This is a genomic window from Nostoc sp. CALU 546, from assembly GCF_048836525.1.
Genome location: NZ_JAWJTF010000006.1, coordinates 98,261 through 117,847, shown reverse-complemented (window position 1 = coordinate 117,847; position 19,587 = coordinate 98,261). Strand labels below are relative to the sequence as shown.

17 protein-coding genes and 1 riboswitch are annotated in these 19,587 nt (G+C 41.7%); of the genes, 5 read left to right on the top strand and 12 right to left on the bottom strand.

Going from position 1 to position 19,587, the window contains the following annotated elements:
• Positions 1-46: 46 nt before the first annotated feature.
• The 7 genes from RRG12_RS04935 to RRG12_RS04905 all read right to left on the bottom strand — a co-directional run bounded on the left by RRG12_RS04935 (position 47) and on the right by RRG12_RS04905 (position 9,362).
• The gene (locus RRG12_RS04935) at positions 47-1,318 is read right to left on the bottom strand and encodes a glycosyltransferase (RefSeq protein WP_420758554.1); all 1,272 of its coding nucleotides are present in this window, start codon (positions 1,316-1,318) and stop codon (positions 47-49) included.
• Between the two features lie 160 nt (positions 1,319-1,478).
• Positions 1,479-1,730: riboswitch (cyclic di-AMP (ydaO/yuaA leader) on the bottom strand.
• A 521-nt stretch (positions 1,731-2,251) separates the two neighbouring features.
• Positions 2,252-2,998 carry an urea ABC transporter ATP-binding protein UrtD gene (urtD, locus tag RRG12_RS04930; RefSeq protein WP_420758553.1) on the bottom strand — a complete coding sequence of 249 codons (747 nt, stop codon included), beginning with the start codon at positions 2,996-2,998 and terminating at the stop codon, positions 2,252-2,254.
• Positions 2,973-4,094, bottom strand: coding sequence for an urea ABC transporter permease subunit UrtC (gene urtC, locus RRG12_RS04925; RefSeq protein ID WP_420758552.1), 1,122 nt, complete (start codon positions 4,092-4,094; stop codon positions 2,973-2,975). The genes urtD and urtC overlap by 26 nt, the downstream gene beginning before the upstream one ends.
• A 27-nt stretch (positions 4,095-4,121) precedes the next feature.
• Positions 4,122-5,282, bottom strand: coding sequence for an urea ABC transporter permease subunit UrtB (urtB, locus tag RRG12_RS04920; protein ID WP_069070262.1), 1,161 nt, complete (start codon positions 5,280-5,282; stop codon positions 4,122-4,124).
• A gap of 251 nt (positions 5,283-5,533) precedes the next feature.
• Complete coding sequence (gene urtA / locus RRG12_RS04915; RefSeq protein WP_069070263.1) at positions 5,534-6,850, bottom strand: urea ABC transporter substrate-binding protein; 1,317 nt, start codon at positions 6,848-6,850, stop codon at positions 5,534-5,536.
• Positions 6,851-7,275: 425 nt separating this feature from the next.
• A complete protein-coding gene (locus RRG12_RS04910; protein WP_420758551.1) occupies positions 7,276-8,415 on the bottom strand; it encodes an NAD(P)/FAD-dependent oxidoreductase in 1,140 nt (379 codons plus the stop codon).
• Positions 8,416-8,468: 53 nt separating this feature from the next.
• The gene (locus RRG12_RS04905; RefSeq protein ID WP_420758550.1) at positions 8,469-9,362 is read right to left on the bottom strand and encodes an isopenicillin N synthase family dioxygenase; all 894 of its coding nucleotides are present in this window, start codon (positions 9,360-9,362) and stop codon (positions 8,469-8,471) included.
• A gap of 52 nt (positions 9,363-9,414) precedes the next feature.
• Here RRG12_RS04905 and RRG12_RS04900 point away from each other — a divergent pair, with 52 nt between their 5' ends.
• Positions 9,415-9,927, top strand: coding sequence for a GNAT family N-acetyltransferase (locus RRG12_RS04900; protein ID WP_420758549.1), 513 nt, complete (start codon positions 9,415-9,417; stop codon positions 9,925-9,927).
• Positions 9,924-10,430 (top strand): GNAT family N-acetyltransferase, encoded by a 507-nt coding sequence (locus tag RRG12_RS04895; protein WP_420758548.1) that lies wholly within the window; start codon positions 9,924-9,926, stop codon positions 10,428-10,430. The genes RRG12_RS04900 and RRG12_RS04895 overlap by 4 nt, the downstream gene beginning before the upstream one ends.
• Before the next feature lie 159 nt (positions 10,431-10,589).
• Here the strand turns inward: RRG12_RS04895 and RRG12_RS04890 are convergent, their stop codons facing one another.
• The 3 genes from RRG12_RS04890 to RRG12_RS04880 all read right to left on the bottom strand — a co-directional run bounded on the left by RRG12_RS04890 (position 10,590) and on the right by RRG12_RS04880 (position 12,917).
• A complete protein-coding gene (locus tag RRG12_RS04890; RefSeq protein WP_420758547.1) occupies positions 10,590-11,990 on the bottom strand; it encodes an AtzE family amidohydrolase in 1,401 nt (466 codons plus the stop codon).
• Positions 11,991-11,999: 9 nt separating this feature from the next.
• The gene (locus RRG12_RS04885) at positions 12,000-12,626 is read right to left on the bottom strand and encodes a hypothetical protein (RefSeq protein WP_420758546.1); all 627 of its coding nucleotides are present in this window, start codon (positions 12,624-12,626) and stop codon (positions 12,000-12,002) included.
• Positions 12,627-12,728: 102 nt separating this feature from the next.
• Positions 12,729-12,917, bottom strand: a complete 189-nt coding sequence (locus RRG12_RS04880) for a DUF4089 domain-containing protein (RefSeq protein ID WP_069070270.1) — start codon at positions 12,915-12,917, stop codon at positions 12,729-12,731.
• Between the two features lie 63 nt (positions 12,918-12,980).
• Between RRG12_RS04880 and RRG12_RS04875 the strand changes: the two genes are divergently transcribed.
• The 3 genes from RRG12_RS04875 to RRG12_RS04865 all read left to right on the top strand — a co-directional run bounded on the left by RRG12_RS04875 (position 12,981) and on the right by RRG12_RS04865 (position 16,520).
• On the top strand, positions 12,981-13,262 hold the full coding sequence (locus RRG12_RS04875; RefSeq protein WP_420758545.1) for a glutaredoxin family protein: 282 nt from the start codon (positions 12,981-12,983) through the stop codon (positions 13,260-13,262).
• A 53-nt stretch (positions 13,263-13,315) separates the two neighbouring features.
• Positions 13,316-14,818 (top strand): UDP-N-acetylmuramoyl-L-alanyl-D-glutamate--2,6-diaminopimelate ligase, encoded by a 1,503-nt coding sequence (locus RRG12_RS04870; RefSeq protein WP_420758544.1) that lies wholly within the window; start codon positions 13,316-13,318, stop codon positions 14,816-14,818.
• Between the two features lie 220 nt (positions 14,819-15,038).
• The gene (locus RRG12_RS04865) at positions 15,039-16,520 is read left to right on the top strand and encodes a DICT sensory domain-containing protein (protein WP_420758543.1); all 1,482 of its coding nucleotides are present in this window, start codon (positions 15,039-15,041) and stop codon (positions 16,518-16,520) included.
• 355 nt (positions 16,521-16,875) lie between these two features.
• On the opposite strand, the gene RRG12_RS04860 is transcribed toward RRG12_RS04865, so the two are convergent.
• Together RRG12_RS04860 and mnmE are read right to left on the bottom strand one after the other, a co-directional pair.
• The gene (locus tag RRG12_RS04860; protein WP_420758542.1) at positions 16,876-17,430 is read right to left on the bottom strand and encodes a Uma2 family endonuclease; all 555 of its coding nucleotides are present in this window, start codon (positions 17,428-17,430) and stop codon (positions 16,876-16,878) included.
• A gap of 499 nt (positions 17,431-17,929) precedes the next feature.
• Positions 17,930-19,351 carry a tRNA uridine-5-carboxymethylaminomethyl(34) synthesis GTPase MnmE gene (mnmE, locus tag RRG12_RS04855; protein ID WP_420758541.1) on the bottom strand — a complete coding sequence of 474 codons (1,422 nt, stop codon included), beginning with the start codon at positions 19,349-19,351 and terminating at the stop codon, positions 17,930-17,932.
• Positions 19,352-19,587: the final 236 nt, after the last annotated feature.

Sequence of the window (19,587 nt, the reverse complement as noted above, 5' to 3'; positions counted from 1 at the left end):
CGGTAAAATCACTTTGAGGATATTACCGCGCTCAAAACTGTAAAAATTAAGCTGCAATCCGGGGTCGGTTATTGGGTGCAGTTGGAGCCAGCAAACGACTGTATAGCTGAGTCAGTCGGAATGCCACACTATACCAACTAAAAGCAATTTCTGTCCGTTGCCTTGCTGCTTCACCTAACTGGTCTCGCCAAGCTGGGTTGATTAAAATGCGGTCTATGGCAGCAGCAAAAGCCACTTCATCTTTGGCGGGCGCTAGTAAACCTGTGACCTCTGGTACAACAGTAAACTGCAACCCACCGACATTACTAGCTACGACTGGAGTTTTACTCGCCATCGCCTCAATGGCAACTAAACCAAAAGGTTCGTAGTGACTGGGCACTACGCAGACATCAGCAGCAGCGTAGTAGAAGGGGAGGACAGTTTCATCTAGGCGACCGGCAAAGGTTGTACAATCTTCTAATCCGAGTTCAGTGACGATGCTGGCGATGCGATCGCGTTCAATTCCATCACTCTGACCTGGACGGCTACCACCCCCAATCACTAGTTGGAGGTTAGCCTCACCCCTTAAACTCGACTTGCCAATGGCTCGTACTAAAGTTTCAATACCTTTGCGTCGGTCAAAGCGACCAACATAGAGAACCATCTTGGCATCTGGTGCAATTCCCAACTTTTCCCTTGCAGTAGACCGCGGAATTTCCCCAAATTTATCAGTATCGGTACCACAGGGAATCATTTCAATGTTCCCTTTGCTGGAAACGAGTATCCGCATGTGTTTCTGTTCTTGTGGACTGGTTGCAACCACGCAGTCTACAGTTTCTAGACAGGCTTTTTCTATAGCTAGTCGCTGGGCTGCAATTACGGGAACATCACCAATACTTCTGTATTTAACCGCTCCTAAAGAGTGGTAAGTATGCACCTGAATCAGCGGTTGTTGCTTTTTCAATTCCATGCCAACCCAAGAAGACAACCAGTAATTGGTATGAATTAGGGAGTAATGGAACCCTTGGCGTTGCTGGAATCGCTGGAATTCTTCGATAAATTCAGGTAAATGGTTAAACAAGTCATCTCGCCCAATAAACTCAGCTGGGCCAGCATTTAACCGAATAGTACGACAGTTTAGGCTATGTTGAGAAATCGCAGCTTGTTCAGGACTACTACGACGAGTGAACATATCCACTTGCCAACCTTGCTGGGCTAGGGCATAACCTACTTGACGCACATAGACATTTTGACCCCCAGCTTCTTCTTGACCGATTTCAACAGCCGGGTCGCCATCGACAGAAATTAAAGCAATGCGATGTTTCTTATTCTGGAACATAGCTGATTTTCACCTCAAGGCAAATAATCCTACCTCAGACGCCAGAAATCAAGATATTGTTATCCTCTCTCAAGGCCGAGGGCAGGCACAACGAACCACAAAGTTACCAGCCAAAGGACACTGACGAGAACAAGGCATTACTTGTAAGAATGCTTCTCGTTCAGTCTCTTCTCAATGCCGACGAAGTTAGCTGACGGGCTAGGACTGAGAGATGTCCTTCTTGAAAAAGTTATAAGTTGTGAGTTATGAATTATGAGTTATCTATTTAGTAACTTTTAACTCCTCACTCTTGAATCCTCACTCTTAACTCTAACTTTCTTCAAAATACGCCCCAAACTTGGTTCCTCCGCTCCGGTTTACCCTTACTCACAAAACTTTTCAGGGAATATAGTGGATTAGGCAGACTGATTTATTTTTCTTCACAGTTTATAACGTGTCATCATCAACTATGTCAACAGTATGAACAAAAAAAGTGTGCTGGGAATCACTTTAAAGCTTGTTGTGCCTAGCGTTGGAGAATCAGAGCATAGGGGAAACTTGGAGTTTTTAAGATGCTATCAACGAGAAGCTTACTGATATTCACTGCTACATTTTATTGATTTTTTGGGAATGAAATAGTCTTGAGAATTTTAGTGCAAAAAAATCTGTGAGAGGATATTTGGAAAGTCAACAAATATACTCGAAACCACTTTCCTGCAAAGAAAGAGGTTTGGAAACCCCCATTTCCTCATAGGGAAGGAGAACTTAAGTCTCCCCACATTAAATGATCTCATCAATTATATGTCTCTTCTTACACCTGTTTAACCACTCGTATTTTCTCCTAGTCTTGTTCAAAAATCAGGAGTTCTATAGAAAGTTAGGCATGGCTTATTACGGTATGAATTAAGCTAACAAAGGGATAGAATGGTATTTAAATCTGCATAAGGTAAAAATCTACTCTTCCTGTTTTCCTAGATATACTTCAATAACACGAGAGTCATTTTGAACTTCCTCAAAATTCCCTTCGCACAGCACCGAACCTTCATGTAAAACTGTTACTTTCTTGGCAATTTGCCGCACAAATTCCATATCATGTTCAATTACTAAAATTGAATGACTTTGTGCTAGCGCTAAAAGTAATTCGCCGATGTTATAGGTTTCTTCATCTGTTAAACCTGCAACTGGTTCATCAACGAGTAATAAGTCTGGTGACTGTGCCACTAACATTCCAATTTCTAAACGCTGCTTTTCACCGTGAGAAAGTAAACCTGCTCTAATATCTGCTTTTGGCGTTAAACCGATGGTTTCTAACAATCCTTTAATATTATTCTTTTCAACAGCATTAGAATGTTCAAACAAAGTAGAAAAGACATTTTTCTTCTTGTTAATAGTAATTTCTAGATTTTCACGGGGCGTTAAATTCAGGTAAATTCGAGGTGTTTGAAACTTGCGCCCAATTCCCAATCGCGCAATTCGATATTCAGGTAAAGAACGTAGGTTTCTTCCTTTGAATAACACTCGCCCAAGGCTTGGTTGCACTTTCCCCGTAATCACATCCAGAAATGTTGTCTTTCCCGCTCCATTTGGGCCAATTACTACCCGTAATTCACCCACATCCATGCTAAAGTTAAGCTGATTTAGCGCCCTAAATCCGTCAAAATTAACAGTTACGTTTTCAGTTTCCAATATTTTCGCGTTCATGTTGCACTTCGGGGTCTTCTTCCAAGGTTGGATATGTAACAATTTGTTGACGGCGGTGGAAAAGAGAAATATTTTGACTACGCAACCATCCCACGATACCGTCAGGAAGGACTGTAACTACTATCAAAAATAGTGCGCCTTGGAAAAATAGCCAGATTTCAGCAAATTGTTCGCTTAAAAAAGTGCGGGCATAATTTACTAATAAAGTTCCGACAATCGCCCCAATTAAAGTAGCGCGTCCGCCTACAGCTACCCAAATCACCATTTCAATCGAAAAGGCAATATCCATTGCTCTGGGTGATACAGAACCACTTTGAATGGTGTAAAATGCTCCTGCTATCCCTGCGATCGCACCGGAAACTGCAAACACCAACACCTTAAAATCTGTAGGGTCGTAGCCAGAAAATCTTACCCGACTTTCATCATCACGAATTGCTATCAACAACCTCCCAAAGCGTCCGCTTGTCAACCAGCGACAAACGCCATAGGTTGCTGCGAGAAACACTACCGTCAGCGTGTAGAAAATCAATTGCGTCTTGGCATCGCTGACCGTTGCCCCAAAGAAAGTTGTAAAATCTATCAGTCCGTTCGTACCGTTGAAAAATTGTTGTTGACCGTTAAAGAAGTTGAAAAATACAATAGTTCCGGCTTGGGTCAAGATAGAAAAATAAACTCCCTTGAGGCGATTCCGAAATACTAAATATCCTAATATTCCCGCCAATAACCCTGGAATTAGTACCACAGCAGCTATTGTCAAAGGAAACGAATAAAAAGGTTGCCAAAATGCGGGAAGTTCTGTAACCCCATAAAGCCCCATGAAATCAGGTAATTCTCCAGTCGGGACTTGCAGTTTCAGGTACATTGCGATCGCATATCCACCCAAACCAAAGAAAATACCATGTCCCAAACTTAGTAAACCAGTATAACCCCAAATCAAATCGATACCCAAAGCCACGATCGCCAGTGACAAAAATCGCCCCAATAAATTTAGACGAAACTCCGTCAGCAGCAGTGGCATAATGATAATGAGGAAGAGTGCGATCGCAATCACCACCCCCACCTCAATTAAAATTAACCTTCCCCCCTTCTTTATCATTCTCTGTATCCTCTGCATCTCTGCGGTTTAAACATCAACAGTACGTCCCTTCTGCGGAAAAATCCCCCCAGGCTTCCACTGTAAAAACACAATAATCAGCGCAAATACCATCACCTTCGCCATACTCGTCGTGGCAAAAAAAGTAAAGAAATCTGCCAAAGGTTTAACAGGAGTCAACAACAAAGCCAAAGTCCCAGAACCAATTAAAAAATTAGCCGTACCAATACCCAAAGCTGCCAAAATAGTACCGGCTAAATTGCCCACACCCCCAACGACAACAACCATAAAAGTATCGATAATATAGTTTTGTCCCGTATTTGGCCCTACAGAACCAAGCAAACTAATCGCACATCCAGCCACACCAGCTAAACCAGAACCCAGTGCAAAAGTAATCGCATCAACCTTTTGAGTTGGGATACCCAAACAAGCACTCATACTCCGGTTTTGCGTCACAGCCCGAATTCTTAAACCCCAGCTAGAACGTTGTAAAAATAAGTAAATTCCTGATACACAAATTATTGTTAAAGCAATAATAAATAATCTGGCGAAGGGTAATTGTACACCACCTAAAGACATCCCTGCTTGTAACCAAGTAGGCGCAGTTACATCCACATTTTGAGCGCCAAACCAAGGTTGAGTTACTGCTAACTGATAAGTTTGACTCAATAAATTGCCTGTTGTAATTGTCACCCCCAGCGATAATAAAAATATCACCGCCACAATCCAGTTACGAACTCTTCCCAAATCTGTGCGGGAATTTAAAATCCATAAACCTCCAAAAAACAACAGAGAAAATAAGCCTATACCAATTATCAATACCCAATTTACACTGCGGACAAACTGCTGAAAAATTAAACTTACTCCCCAAGTTGCCAATAGAGTTTCTAACGGTCGTCCATAGAGATAACGAATCACGCCTTTTTCTAGAATTAATCCCACAGCAGCCGTGAAAATAAAAGCGATAATCAAAGCCAAAAATATATAAACTTCAAACCATACCCCGCCCAATTGTTTACATACATTTTGCACAACATAAGTTGTATAAGCACCGAACATCATCAATTCACCATGCGCCATATTAATGACGCCCATCAATCCAAATATAATGGCTAGTCCCAACGCGGCAATCAATAATACAGCGCCAATACTAATACCATTAAATACAGCTTCTAAAAATCCTGCTAACACTTATTTCTCCTATCTATCAGCTTCTCGTTTTTAGAATTGACGTAGGATATGTTAGGCACGCATTTCTATATTATTTCTAACAAAAAACATGACATGACCTCCTAACGCACCGTTATCTAAGATGGTGCGTTAGGCTAAAGCCGTAACACACCCTACTTATTTCTGATAGTTCGTAATCGTTAATTAATTACGAATTACGAATTACGAATTACGTAGCTTGCTTCTCGCCTTTGGCGAGTATTACGAATTATTTAGGCTTTCTTGAACTTACCACCCTTAGCCGGGTCAGTCCAATCACAAGCAAATCCTTTAGTCTCTTTTACAAACTGATTCCAAGGAACTGGCTCAACTGGTGTTGGAGTAGCATAGACAATATCAAACAGTCCATCTTGTCTAACTTGACCAATCCGCACAATTTTAGATATGTGATGATTGGCATCCATTGTCACTTTACCTTCAGGCGCATCTAGAGTTTGACCATAAGCCGCCGCCCGCACTTTTTCTAAATCAGTAGTTCCAGCTTTTTGTACTGCTTGCTTCCACAAATAAACTGCAATGTATGCTGCTTCCATTGGGTCATTTGTCACCCGATTTTCACCGTACTCTTTCTTGAAAGCTGCCACAAACTTTTTATTAGCAGGTGTGTCTACTGTTTGGAAATAGTTCCAGGCTGCATAGTGACCTTGGAGATACTCTACACCAATTGCTTTAACTTCTTCTTCGGCAATACTTACAGACATAGAGGGATATTTATCTGGTGTCAATCCAGCCCCTTTCAATTGTTTGAAGAAAGCCACGTTGCTATCACCATTCAAAGTGTTATAAATCACGCCGCCATTAGGCAAGTTTTGCTTGATTTTAGTGATAATTGGTGTAACTTCTGTGTTACCAAGGGGTAGATAATCTTCACCAACTGTTTTTCCGCCTAAAGCTTCTAGTTGAGCTTTAATGATGGTATTAGCTGTTCGGGGAAAAACGTAGTCAGAGCCAACTAAAAAGAATTCTTTGCCTTTATTTTTTAACAGCCAATCAACAGATGGTTCGATTTGTTGATTTGGCGCAGCGCCAGTGTAGAAAATGTTTTTAGAACACTCCTGACCTTCATATTGCACAGGATACCAGAGCATGTGATTTTTGCTCTCGAATACTGGCTTGACATTCTTGCGGCTAGCAGAAGTCCAACAACCAAAAACTACACTTACTTTATCTTGATCGATTAGCTTGGTTGCTTTTTCTCTAAAAGTATCCCAGTTAGAAGCACCATCTTCGGTAATTGCTTCAATTTGTTTACCTAAGACACCACCAGCAGCGTTTATTTCTTTGATTGCTAATTTTTCAGCATCGACAACGCTTTTTTCACTAATAGACATAGTACCACTCAGAGAGTGCAAAATACCTATCTTGATGGTATCACCCGCAGTAGCCGCCGCTGGTGAAGCAGCAGGAGGTGCGGCTGGAGTCTCTGTTGCAGTTGGAGAATTATTCGCGCAAGCTTTCAAAAAAAAGCTGCTTCCAAAAGTTGCAGAACCGTAGATTAAAAACTTGCGTCGGTTAAATTGTCTTCTCATATCTTTATGAATTTCCCTCTTGATGAATCAGCCAACTTATAGAAAGCTGACAATATCAATCTTCAAAGTGTGATATTAGTGCGATAGTTTACTAGTAAAAAGTGACGTGTTATACAAAAAAGTTCATTTTTGTAATAAAAAACAAACTTTTTAATATTAAGCTTTGTTAACTTCATAAATATTTTCATATCTATGAAATTATGTTGTGGAGGAAGAAAAATCTTTCTCTTCCACGAATGCCTGAGATTCTAGACAGTCTTTGAAGGCGCGATAAATCGCGTCTCTACATCAGGGTTTTGTTGCTCATTCTGAACTGTATTGAGTTGAAAACATCTGTCTTTTTTCAAAATGCTAGTCGCTACTGAACAGATAGCTGCTTGACACAGCAATATCAGGAATATTTTGTGTTTTTCACTGCGAGGCTTTTAGATTAGCATTTTTGTAATTATTTCATCTTCGTTGCCAGTTGCAAAATCAGCAAAGCGTTTTGCCAAGGGTGGTATAAGTACTAGGGGATTGCTAAACCCAGAAAAAACATGAACGCCTTCAAATCCTGGGATAGCACCAATTAAGGGTAGTTGATTGCTACTAAATGCCACTAGGCAATGATACCAAGTCCCTGGTAAATTCTCCAATGTTGGTAAAATTTGACCAACACTTCTTCGCAACCATTTTTCGCTTACGTCTGAGTTTACCTTGGCATGAGGATCTGCGATCGCACGGCTAATTTGACCAATGCGGATACTACCATCTGGAAACTGAATTGCACCCGCATCTAAAATTGGCGGTACTAAATCATTACCAAGTTCATCCCACAATTCATCAACTTGAGTAGATTCAGCTTCTAGTTGAAACCGTTGTAGATTAGCCGGCATAACTAAAGTGCGTAGCTTAATATCAACAGGTGGGGTTTCAATGATTTCTGCATGGGTAAAATACAGCTTGATGGAAACACCAGCAGATTTTAGCAGTTGGCGGCTGAGTCCACCCGCACAAATGACAACATTCGCGCTGTGGTAAGTTGTAGTGGTGGTTTTGACACCATCTTGCAAAACTTGCAAAACTTGAGAAATCTGCATTTCACCCCCAGCACGTTCAAAGGCTTGGATGTAAGCAAGTGATGTTTTTTCTGGGTGAATATGACCGTGTTTGACAGTTAAAGCACCAGATATTGCTTCTCGATTTAGCTGCGGTTCCAACTCACAAGCTTCTTGGACACTGAGTAAACGAGGTGGAATGGCAAAATGATTATATGATGCCGCAGTTGCTTCTGGGTCATTAGCGGCTGAAATCGTGAGTAATAAATCTAATTCCCGAAATTGGATATCAGCGTCTAACTCTTGAGATAAAATATGGTAACGTGCGATCGCTTCTTCGCACAATAGCCGAGTTAGTGGCGTATTGCCAGACCAATAGGCAAGCCCACCATAACTATAGCGAGTTGCATTCTGTGGTGTGCTGTATTGCTCCAACAAAAGTACAGCAAAACCTGTTTTTACTAATTCATAAGCGAGTGCAGCACCCGTAATTCCACCACCAACCACAATCCAGTCGTATATTTTCATATTAAATATCTTTCTTAACTACGAATTACGAATTACGAATTACGAATTACGAATTACGAATTACCATAACTTGCTTGTAAACGACTTAAAAGATATTCTCCCGCAAGGATAGGGGGATAAATAGGCGATTGTTCTTTCTGGCAACTTTCCAAACAAGTAATTTCGGTATCATCATTAGGATGACAGAAAAAAGCGATAGAATACCGGGACTGCTTCACCCTATCATCATTGGGAATCATCACTCGATGCTTAGTTGAGCAAAACACATGATTTGTCCACCGTTGCATTAAATCGCCAGTATTGACTATTACAGTATCAGGAATTGCAGGCGCGGCAATCCACTCTCCAGATGTTGTCTGTACTTCCAACCCACCAACATCATCTTGGAAAAGTAAGGTAATACTGCCATAATCGGAATGCTCACCAGCACGAACTTGTCCGGGTTTGGATGGTGTTTGCAATGGGGGATAGTGTAATAGTCGCAAGGTATGATTTTGTTGATTATGTCTTGTTGTAAAATAATTTTCTGGCAACTCCAACGCCAATGCATAAGTTTGTAGTATCGTGTTGGCAAGTTCTGTACAACTATCATAAAAAGTGACAAGAGAAGCATCTATCCCTACAGCCGCTTGTTTGTTGACATTCAACGCCTCTTTTAAGTCCCCTGGGTTGTTGGGGTTAAGACGTTCTCTCTCAATCCCAACGTAACCCGTATTACTAAATTCATCACTCCAAGCTTGCTTTTGCTTAACTTCTAAAGGTAAATTGAAGAAAGATTTGCTGTGAGTGAATACTTTATTTATTAGGTCTTTTGATATTCCCGAATTTCGCAAGTACATGAAACCAATTTCATGACAAGCTTGATAAATTTGTTTCACAATAGCTTGCCGAGTTGCTGCGTTGCCATTGCTAAAGGTAGTTAAATCAATTACTGGAATGATGACCATTGATATTTGTAAATTTTTGCTTTTGTTTAATTATTTAGCGGAGACATAAACTTTGCTCAAAATTATTCAGATAGAGACTGACGAACATAAATCCCATATACAGGAAATATTTTGGGAATATTTTAACGAGACTAAATTGATATTCAGCGATCAATTCGGCATTAATTTAGATGTTAATACATTCTTTGAGCAATATATGACTCAACTTCACGAATTTCTACCCCCTTCAGGACGCTTGCTTCTTGGGCAATCCGAGGCAAAAATAGCTGGCTGTGTTTGCTTACGAAAGATTGGTGAAGATGTTGGCGAATTAAAAAGGATGTATGTAAGATCAGAATTTCGCCGAAAAGGAATCGGTCGGGCATTGTTACAAGATATCATCAATGAAGCTGTCTACATTGGTTACTCAAGGATACGTTTAGACACCGCCCCTTTTGCAAAGGAAGCACAGGCACTTTATCGTGCATTTGGCTTTCAGGATATCAAACCATATTTGGAAAAAACAGAAATTCCTTTAGAACATCGTGCAAACTGGATTTTTATGGAATTGATTTTAAAATCATGAATATTCGTTGTGAAACTTTGACAGACTACCCAGCAATAGCTGAGGTGAATACATTAGCCTTTGGACAAGAAAATGAGGCTAAACTTGTAGAGGAAATTCGCCGTTCTGAGCGCTATATACCAGAACTTTCGTTAGTTGCAGAAATTGAAAATGTTGTAGTCGGTCATATTTTATTTAGCTATATTGACCTGGTAGGGAAAGAAACATTGCAGGTACTTGGTTTAGCACCTTTGGCAATTCTTCCACTGTTTCAAAGACAAGGAATTGGTAGTGCATTAATCAAAGCCGGGTTAGAGATAGCAGAGGCAAAGAAAGAAGCCGTAGTAATTGTACTAGGTCATCCCCAATTTTATACTCGTTTTGGCTTCAAAACTTCTGTTGTTTATGGAATCGAGTCTCCCTTTCCAATACCAGAGGAATTCTTCATGGTTAAAGCACTGCAAAGTTATCAGGAAAATTACAAAGGAAAAGTGGTTTATCCATCTACTTTTGATGGAGTATAAGTCACGAACAGATTCAGGGATGAGAGGTTCTTTTAAAAGTCGTTTGCTGTGGGTAAAGACGCGATGAATCGCGTCTCTACAAATGGTCTATTTGTCGCATTATTTTTTCAGATTGGTATTAGATGGGATGACAACAAATCATCGATTATTCATTAAAAATCACTGGTGCTGAACTATACTTTTTGCTTCTAAGGCAGCCGCAACCCTTAAAATTAACGCTTCATTATATGGTGCTGCTATTAATTGTACACCTAAAGGTAATGCATTTTGACGCTGAATTGGCACTGATAAAACGGGTAAACCAATGAAAGATAATGGTTGAGTAAATAACCCTAAATGAGGACGGACAAGAATTTCTTCGCCATCCAAAATCATCGTTTGTTGACCAATTAGCGGTGCGGAAATTGGTGTAGTTGGGGCAAGAATTACATCGACATTTTGAAAAACTTCCCGCACGCGATCGCGATACCAATTTCTAAAGCGTTGTGCTTGCAGATACCAGCTACTTGGAATTAACGCCCCAGCTAAAAAGCGATCGCGTGTAGCCGCATCAAAATCTTGAGGACGCGATACCTTCGGTGGGCTTTGCCTACGCAATTTATCCAAATGCAGATTTGCCCCTTCGCTAGCTGTAATCACAAAAGCTGCTGCACGGGCGCGGTGTGCTTCTGGTATGATTACGTATTCAGTGACTTCTATTGCATCAGCTACCTTTCGTACTGCTGCTAAAGCTTCCGATTCTGCGCCTTTGGTGAAATAATCACCAGCGATCGCAATTCTGATATCAGAAATATCCTGTTTAAGTTGTGGTAAAACCAATTCAGGCGGACGTTTTGTACAAATTGGATCGCGATCATCTTCTCCCTGAAGCACATCAAACACCGTCGCGATATCCTGCACCGATCGCGCAAAAGGGCCAATGTGGTCAAAACTGCTAGAAAATAAAGCTACCCCAGCACGAGATAACCTCCCGTAAGTCGGCTTGAAACCAAAAACGCCGCACAACGCCGCCGGAACGCGAATTGAACCATTAGTATCAGAACCCAACGTCAACGGTACTAATCCAGCAGCAACAGCCGCAGCCGAACCACCTGATGAACCACCAGCAACTCGCTGTAAATCATGGGGGTTATGAGTCGCGCCATAATGAGAATTTTCCGTTACGAAGCCATAAGCATACTCATCCATATTCAAAGCGCCAACCAGCACAGCACCGGCTTGTTTCAGCTTCGCTACTGCGGTTGCATCAAGGCTGGCTGCTGGGTTTTCTACATTGATTTTCGATCCCGCCAGAGTCGTTAAACCAGCGATATCGAAGAGATTTTTCACCGCAAAAGGCACACCAGCCAGCACTCCCGGATGATTACCTTGGGCAATTTCCCTGTCAATGCGGGCTGCATCTGTTAAAGCTGTTTCAGCAGTGATAGCCGTAAAACAGTTGAGTTGATGATCTCGCGCAGCGATTCGTGCTAATGCAGCTTTGGTGACATCCACCGCGCTAACTTTACCCTCGCGCACAGCAGCAGCTATTGTGATGGCATCGGCTGAATTAAAATTCATGCTGAAATATTAAGAGATAGCGCGTTTAGCTTTTTGAGTAATAGCAGTCCGCATAGTTTTTGTTAGTTGTAGCAAAGTAGCACTAAAACCTAAATCTAGAATACAAGATAATAAAAACCAAAAGGGCAAAAATTGGTTTTCAGGATTTTTAAAACTTTCTTTAAGAGCCATACGAGTCACAAGATTTGACCCGATCATAAAACCATATAGCGGCCCTATTAACAATCGCACTTGTTCACTTAAACGTGTTAAATCATCACCTTCGGCTTTAAATCGATCGGCAAAAGTGGACAACGTGTTAGCTATTCCCCAAATGCTATATATGGGAATTAGAAATCGTGCGATCGCACCTCCTGGCGTAATCGGATATTCCTTAAATAGATTCTTTAAATCGGCATGGAGACGATATAGCCAAACCAAAAAAACAATGATTGAAATTAAGCTGATAAATAACGAAATGATTGATACAAGTGCATCAAGAGAAGCAAGTAGCTGGTAAAGTGGCTTTGCTATGACTTCCAACAAAGATAATAGCGTAGAAGCAATACCAAATCCTAACAGCATCCAAAGCAACCGCACCAACAATCTACCGACACCCGCAGACTTCAATGAACTAGAAGCATTGAAATTATTCATCTGATTTTTCCAAGATATAATCGGCTAATATCTTAGTATCGTTAGTTATACTGCAAGCTCAGTAATATTACTAAAACATCAACATAGCTATTGTTGAAGCCATTATGGTTCAAACACTGGTGCAACTTCAATTTCCTCTGGTAAAGGGAAAGAATTTACAAGACTAGCGATCGCACTAATTCTCTCAAAATTTGCCACCACACCATCACGATACTCATCTCTGATCTCTAAATCTAACAACAACGCCATTTGATCAACATACTCACCCACATCAAACTCTTCTCTTCTCATCTCTCTTCCTTCGCGCCTTTGCGGTTCGTTATCTTAAACTTATAACCTCTCACCACAGATCAAATGCGATTAATTTTATACAGTAAACCCGGCTGTCATTTATGTGAAGGCTTGCAAGAAAAGCTAGAACAAATCCAAAATCTCAGTTTCGAGTTGGAAATTAGGGATATTACGACTCGTGAAGATTGGTTTGCTGCGTATCAGTATGAAGTGCCGGTACTTTTTTTATCAAACCACAGAGGCGAGGAGGAAAAAGAGGCGAGTGAGAAACCATTGCCGCGTCCTTCTCCTCGTGCTAGTGTGCAGCAGTTGGAGCAAATGTTGCGAAAGTATTTAGCCAATTAGAAAAAAATAATGCAGAATAAGCGCAAGATTAAGAATGTGACGAGGTTCACAAAATGAAATTGCGGGAATTACTAACAGCGGTAGACAGTGTTGAACAATTACCTAGCCATCCGACTTTAGAGGATGTGGAAGTTAGGGGTTTGAAGACGAATTCCCATGCTTGTCGTGTGGGAGATTTGTTTATTGGGATGCCAGGAACGCGGGTTGATGGTGGGGAATTTTGGCAAAGTGCGATCGCATCGGGGGCTGTAGCTGCGATCGTTTCTCCCGAAGCTGCACAAAAAAATCCTCCCACAAATCAGGCTGTGGTCATCAGTGCAAGTAACATCACTCAAGCTTGTGCCCAAATAGCCAGTGCTTTTTACGGTTATCCAGGGAAAAAACTCAAGCTGGTGGGTGTGACTGGGACAAATGGCAAAACTACAACTACTCATCTAATTGAATTTCTCCTCAACAAAGCTAATCTAGCTACAGCTTTGATGGGAACTCTCTACACTCGTTGGGCAGGTTTTGAGCAAACTGCTGCCCACACTACCCCCTTTGCTGTAGAACTGCAACAGCAGCTAGCTGAGGCGGTAAATGCTGGGAGTGAGTTCGGCGTGATGGAAGTAAGTTCTCACGCTTTGGCCCAAGGTAGAGTGTTGGGTTGTGAATTTGAGGTAGCGGTATTCAGTAATCTTACCCAAGACCATCTCGACTATCACAGCGACATGGAAGATTACTTTGCTGCCAAAGCGTTGTTATTTAGCCCCGATTATCTCAAGGGACGGGCAATAATTAATGCTGATGATTCCTACGGGAAGCGGTTAATTGCCTCCTTAGATTCTGAGCGCGTTTGGAGTTACAGCGTCAACGACAACAGCGCTGATTTATGGATGAGTGATTTAAATTACCAGCCGAATGGTGTCAGTGGGACATTACATACACCAAAAGGTGACGTAGCTTTTCGATCGCCCCTAGTCGGACAATATAATTTAGAAAATCTTCTTGCAGCCGTAGGAGCAGTTTTACACTTAGGTATAGATTTGCAGTTAGTGGCATCTGTGATACCTGATTTCCCAGGAGTTCCCGGACGGATGGAGCGGGTACAGATTAATCCTGAACAAGATATTAGCGTGATTGTGGATTATGCCCACACACCCGATAGCTTAGAAAATTTACTGAAAGCTGCACGTCCGTTTATACCGGGAAAAGTGATTTGTGTATTTGGTTGTGGAGGCGATCGCGATCGCACTAAGCGCCCAAAAATGGGTAAAATCGCTGCTGAATTAGCTGATGTGGCAGTAGTGACATCAGATAATCCCCGGACTGAAGACCCAGAGAGGATTTTGCAAGATATTTTGGCGGGAATTGCTGACACAGTGCAGCCGACTGTAATTTGCGATCGGGCTACTGCTATTCGTACCGCTATTTTACAAGCACAACCCGGTGATGGAGTGTTACTTGCTGGTAAAGGTCACGAAGACTACCAAATTCTCGGCACCGAAAAAATCCATTTTGACGACCGAGAACACGCACGCAACGCCTTACAGCAAAGACTTGCCGTACAAGCTTAATTTGGGCATTGGGCACAAGAGGCAGAGGGGCAGAGGAGAGGGGCAGAGGGGAAAAACTTACTGCAATTTCTCCCCTGCTCCCCTGCTCCCCTGCTCCCTCGTGGGTAGAGTTTTTTATAGTTAATATTTCTTTCCGTGGGGATTTTGTAAAAAATGCACACATAAAGGTGAAAATCGAAGACAGACTTATTTCTTGCTTCATCCTTTTTGTGCTTGACTCATGAATGTTTCTCTGGCTAAGGATCTGTCTGTTTATCAACTGGTTATGGGAGTGCAAGTGCCTCCTAAACCATTGTCCCTCAGTCCTGCTACTCTGCTATCACTGGTGAGAGCGCAAATTGACTTACTAATTGAGCAGCAAATTGCAGCCACTTTATGGGTGAAGCTACCACCAGAAAAAATTTGGCAATCAGAATTAGCGCGTTATCAATCCTCGGTAGGTGCGTCTAGTCTCATTTATACTTGCCAGATTGACGAAAGTGGAAAAGGGGAAGATGAGGAAGCAGGGGGAACAGAAGGAGATAAGGGAGAAGGAAAATTAAATACCTCCTCATCCCCCTCATCCCCCACATCTTCCAATTATGTCCTCGTTCACCTACCACCAGATAGCCAACTGCGACGGGAAAACTTTTTGATGGTGTTATCGCCCCAGTTTTGCAGTTTAATTTTGGCTCATCGACCACTTAAAAAACGCAAAACTCAGACATCGGGGAAGGTAAATACTAATAAAAACCAGCCGTTGCTGATTATAACTACTGTTGAAGGGAGAGTAATTCAGCAAGTATTAGATGGTATCAAACAAGCGATTGTGCCAGAATCATCCCCAATTTTACCTGCTGATTTTATTTGTCCAAGCGTACCTCAAGCCGCATTGATGAATCAACTGTTGGCAAAACAACTACTACGACAAGATGAAATTAATCGTCAAATAATCACAGTACGCACCACCAAGTTTCAGCAGCAAAATCAAGAACTGCACAACAAAGAGCAACTCAAAGATGAATATCTAAAAAATGTATGTCAGGAATTGCGTATACCCCTAACGCACATGAAGACAGCACTTTCATTATTAAACTCCCCTAATCTTAAACCCCCCCAGCGACAACGTTATTTACAGATGTTAAATACCCAGTGCGATCATCAAAATTCTCTGATTACTGGTTTATTGGAACTGGTGCAACTGGAACGTAATTGGGAAGGGATGGCTTTGGAGTCAGTGCGGCTCTCAGAGATTGTGCCTGGAGTAGTCAGTACCTACCAACCTGTAGCTCAAGAAAAAGGGATTATGCTAGCCTACACCATACCGACTGAACTCCCATCTGTTTGGTGCGTGAGTGGTGGTCTGAGGCAAATTGTGATTAATTTGCTGCACAACAGCATTAAGTTTACCTCTAATGGGGGTGAAGTATGGGTGCGTGCCCGTCTTCAAGGTGATCATGTCCAATTAGAATTCCGCGACACAGGTATCGGTATTGCCGAAAACGAAATTCCCAAAATCTTTGACCGTTTTTATCGTGTGCGTACAGCAGCAACAGAAGATTATGGTGGTGCTGGATTGGGGTTAACAATCGTACAGCAATTGCTACTGCGTTGTGGTGGATCTATTTCTGTAAAAAGTAAATTATATGAAGGTTCTACTTTTACAGTGCAACTGGCAACTGTTGGCAATATTCCAAAAGCGATTACAGAAAATGAGTTATAAATTATGAGTTATAAGTGATGAGTTATGAATTTTTAATTCATAACTTATAACTCCTATTTATACAGTTATCAGTTAGAAGTTGGGAGCCATAGTCCCCCACTTCTAAGAGGTTGTTTTAAAAGTATTTTGGTGTGATTTTAGACACGTTTAGATCCCCCCTAACCCCCTTTTTAAGGGGGGAACCGGAATCAAAGTCCCCCTTTTTAAGGGGAGCCAGTGCGGTCTTGGGGGTTTCCCCCATGAGCAACTGGCGTGGATTTAGGGGGATCTAAAACCTTTTGTTACCGACAAGAGGACTTTTAAAACATCCTCTAATAGGTATTTGGTACTTTCGTGCTTTTCACAATACACTGTATTATGTTTTACTTATAAGGCGATCAACTCGGACGGATACATCAGGAAAGGCGAGGGGTGAAATAGTACCTGTAGTTAGTGTCAGTTCAGTTTTGTATTCCCCATTTTTTAGGTCACGAAATACTTTTAACTGCGGAGTTTTCAGGTTGACAACCCAGTATTCAACAATACCAGCCTCAGCGTAAATGTCTTTTTTGTCACCTAAATCTTTGCTCAGGGTGGCTTTGGAGAATTCAATAACCCAGAATATATCTTCTGGATAAGGATGGTGTTCTAAGTAGACCTCACCTAATGGTTTGACAATCGCAACATCGGGAGCAGGTTCGGAATCGTTGGGTAAGGTAATGGGTTTGGCTTCGCGGATTTTTACCCGTTCACCGAGCAGTGTGCGAAGATAATCAGCGGCTTCTGTGTTGTAGTAGGCGTGAGGTTCTCGTTCTGGGGGCATAACAATGAGATCGCCGCGTAATAGTTCAATGGGCTGGTCGTCAAAGATGCCTGCCTCTATTGCTTGGTGATAACGTTTAATTGTCCATTTATAGGTAGTTACGGTCATAATCCTTATTTAGCCTTTTTTCTACCAATTAGACATTCTTGTTTACTTTGATTTTAGCAATCATAGTTTGATTTTAACGACAGTAAAATTCAATATTTTTTTTATAAGAAGAATTCAGAACTCAGGAGTCAGAATTCAGTATGAGTTCTGTACGAGTGGGTGACGAATATTGGTTAAAACTGTACTTCTCTACTAGACGCTAACGCCCGAAGTCAAGCGAAAAAAATAGGATTTACGCATTGACAGAAAATACCAAATATGGATTCTTTGAAAAAGCACGTCTGTCGTAGGGGTTTAGCAATGCTAAACCCCTACAATGACCATCGAAGAACGATTAATAAAAGGCTGAAACGACCCATTTTCATATATGCATACCATGATTAAGTTTTACAGTGCGTAAGTCCTAAAAAAATAAAATGTTTTCACCTTAAAACTCTATCCCTTTATGGGTAGAGTCTTCTGAATTCTGAATTCTGAATTCTGACTCCTGAGTTTTGTTTTATTTCCCAATACAAAACCTGCTGAAAATTCTCTCTAAAACTGATTCAGTGACTTCTTCTCCAGTAATTTCTCCTAAAGCTTGAATTGCACCCCGTAAGTCAATTGTCCAAAAATCAAGAGGGAACTGCTGGACAATCGTTGCTTGTACTTGTTCCAAAGACATTTTAGCTTGAGTTAAGGCTGCTGCCTGCCTTTGGTTAATGGCTAAATCCATATCAGCAGCTTGCACTTTTCCTGTTTGAACTATTTCTAAAATTGCTGTTTCTAAATTATCAATACCTTTATTTTGGGCTGCTGCCGTGAAAATTTTAGATTTTGAATCGCTACTTTGGTGCGCTTTCAGCGCAACTGGAATTTTAGATTGAAGAGTTGTTCTCTCGCTTTCTTCTACTAAATCGATTTTGTTAATCACTATAATCAACGGACGGTGTTGTACCTTTTCGTAAATTTCTTGATCGCCTTCTGTCCAACCGGCTGAAGCATCGATGGTAAGCAAGACTAAATCAGCTGCATTGGCGGCAAGATGCGATCGCTCAACACCAATTTTTTCCACTTGGTCTGTTGTTTCCCGAATCCCTGCTGTATCTAGCACTTGTACGGGAATTCCCCCGACAACTAACTGCGATTCCACTACATCGCGGGTTGTACCAGGTAAATCAGTCACAATGGCACGATCGCTCCGGCTCCAAGCGTTCAATAAACTCGACTTACCCACATTCGGACGCCCAACAATTGCCACTTTTAAACCAGTGCGTAGCAATTCCCCTTGATCTTTGGTTGCCAATAACCTAGTTATTTCTGCGGCAATTTTATCGATTTCTGATATTATTGCTTTATCCTCCAACGGAGGAAGGTCTTCCTCAAAATCAATCCGAGCTTCAATTTCTGCCAAAATATCCAAACAGTTAGCGCGTAACTGCCGAATCGGATGAGCTAATTTTCCTTGCAAACCAGCTAAGGCACTTTGAGCCGCTTGGGGCGATTTAGCTCCCACTAAATCGGCAATACCCTCGGCTTGAGTTAAATCCAATCGTCCATTCAAAAAGGCGCGGAGAGTAAATTCTCCCGGTTGCGCTAGTCTAGCCCCATTTTCCAAACACAGTTGTAATACCTGCTGCACTGCCATAATTCCCCCGTGGCAATGGAATTCTACTACATCTTCACGAGTGTAAGAACGGGGTGTTTTCATAATCAGCAACAAGGCTTCATCCACTATTTGGTGCGTCTGGGGATGGCGAATGTAACCGTAGAGAATCCGGTGACTTTCCCAAACTTGTCGCCCTGGTGCATGAAAGAGACTTTGGGCAATTGCCATTGCTTGAGAACCGGACACCCGCACAATCCCAACACTACCCTGTTGGGGGACAACAGCAGTAGCGATCGCGGTTATAGTTCCAGTAGTAGCAAAGATTTCCGACATGAGCGCCCTTTATAAGAGTGAGGAGTTAGGAGTTAGGAGTAAAAATCATAACTCATAACTCCTAACTCATAACTTCTAATACCAATTTAATGTGAAGTTGCACATATCTTGATCCCCCTAAATCCCCCTTAAAAAGGGGGACTTTGAATTCCCCCCTTTTTAAGGGGGGCTAGGGGGGATCGAATTCTATGCAGCTTCATAAAGAATTGGTATAACTTTCTAAATGGTAAGTATTT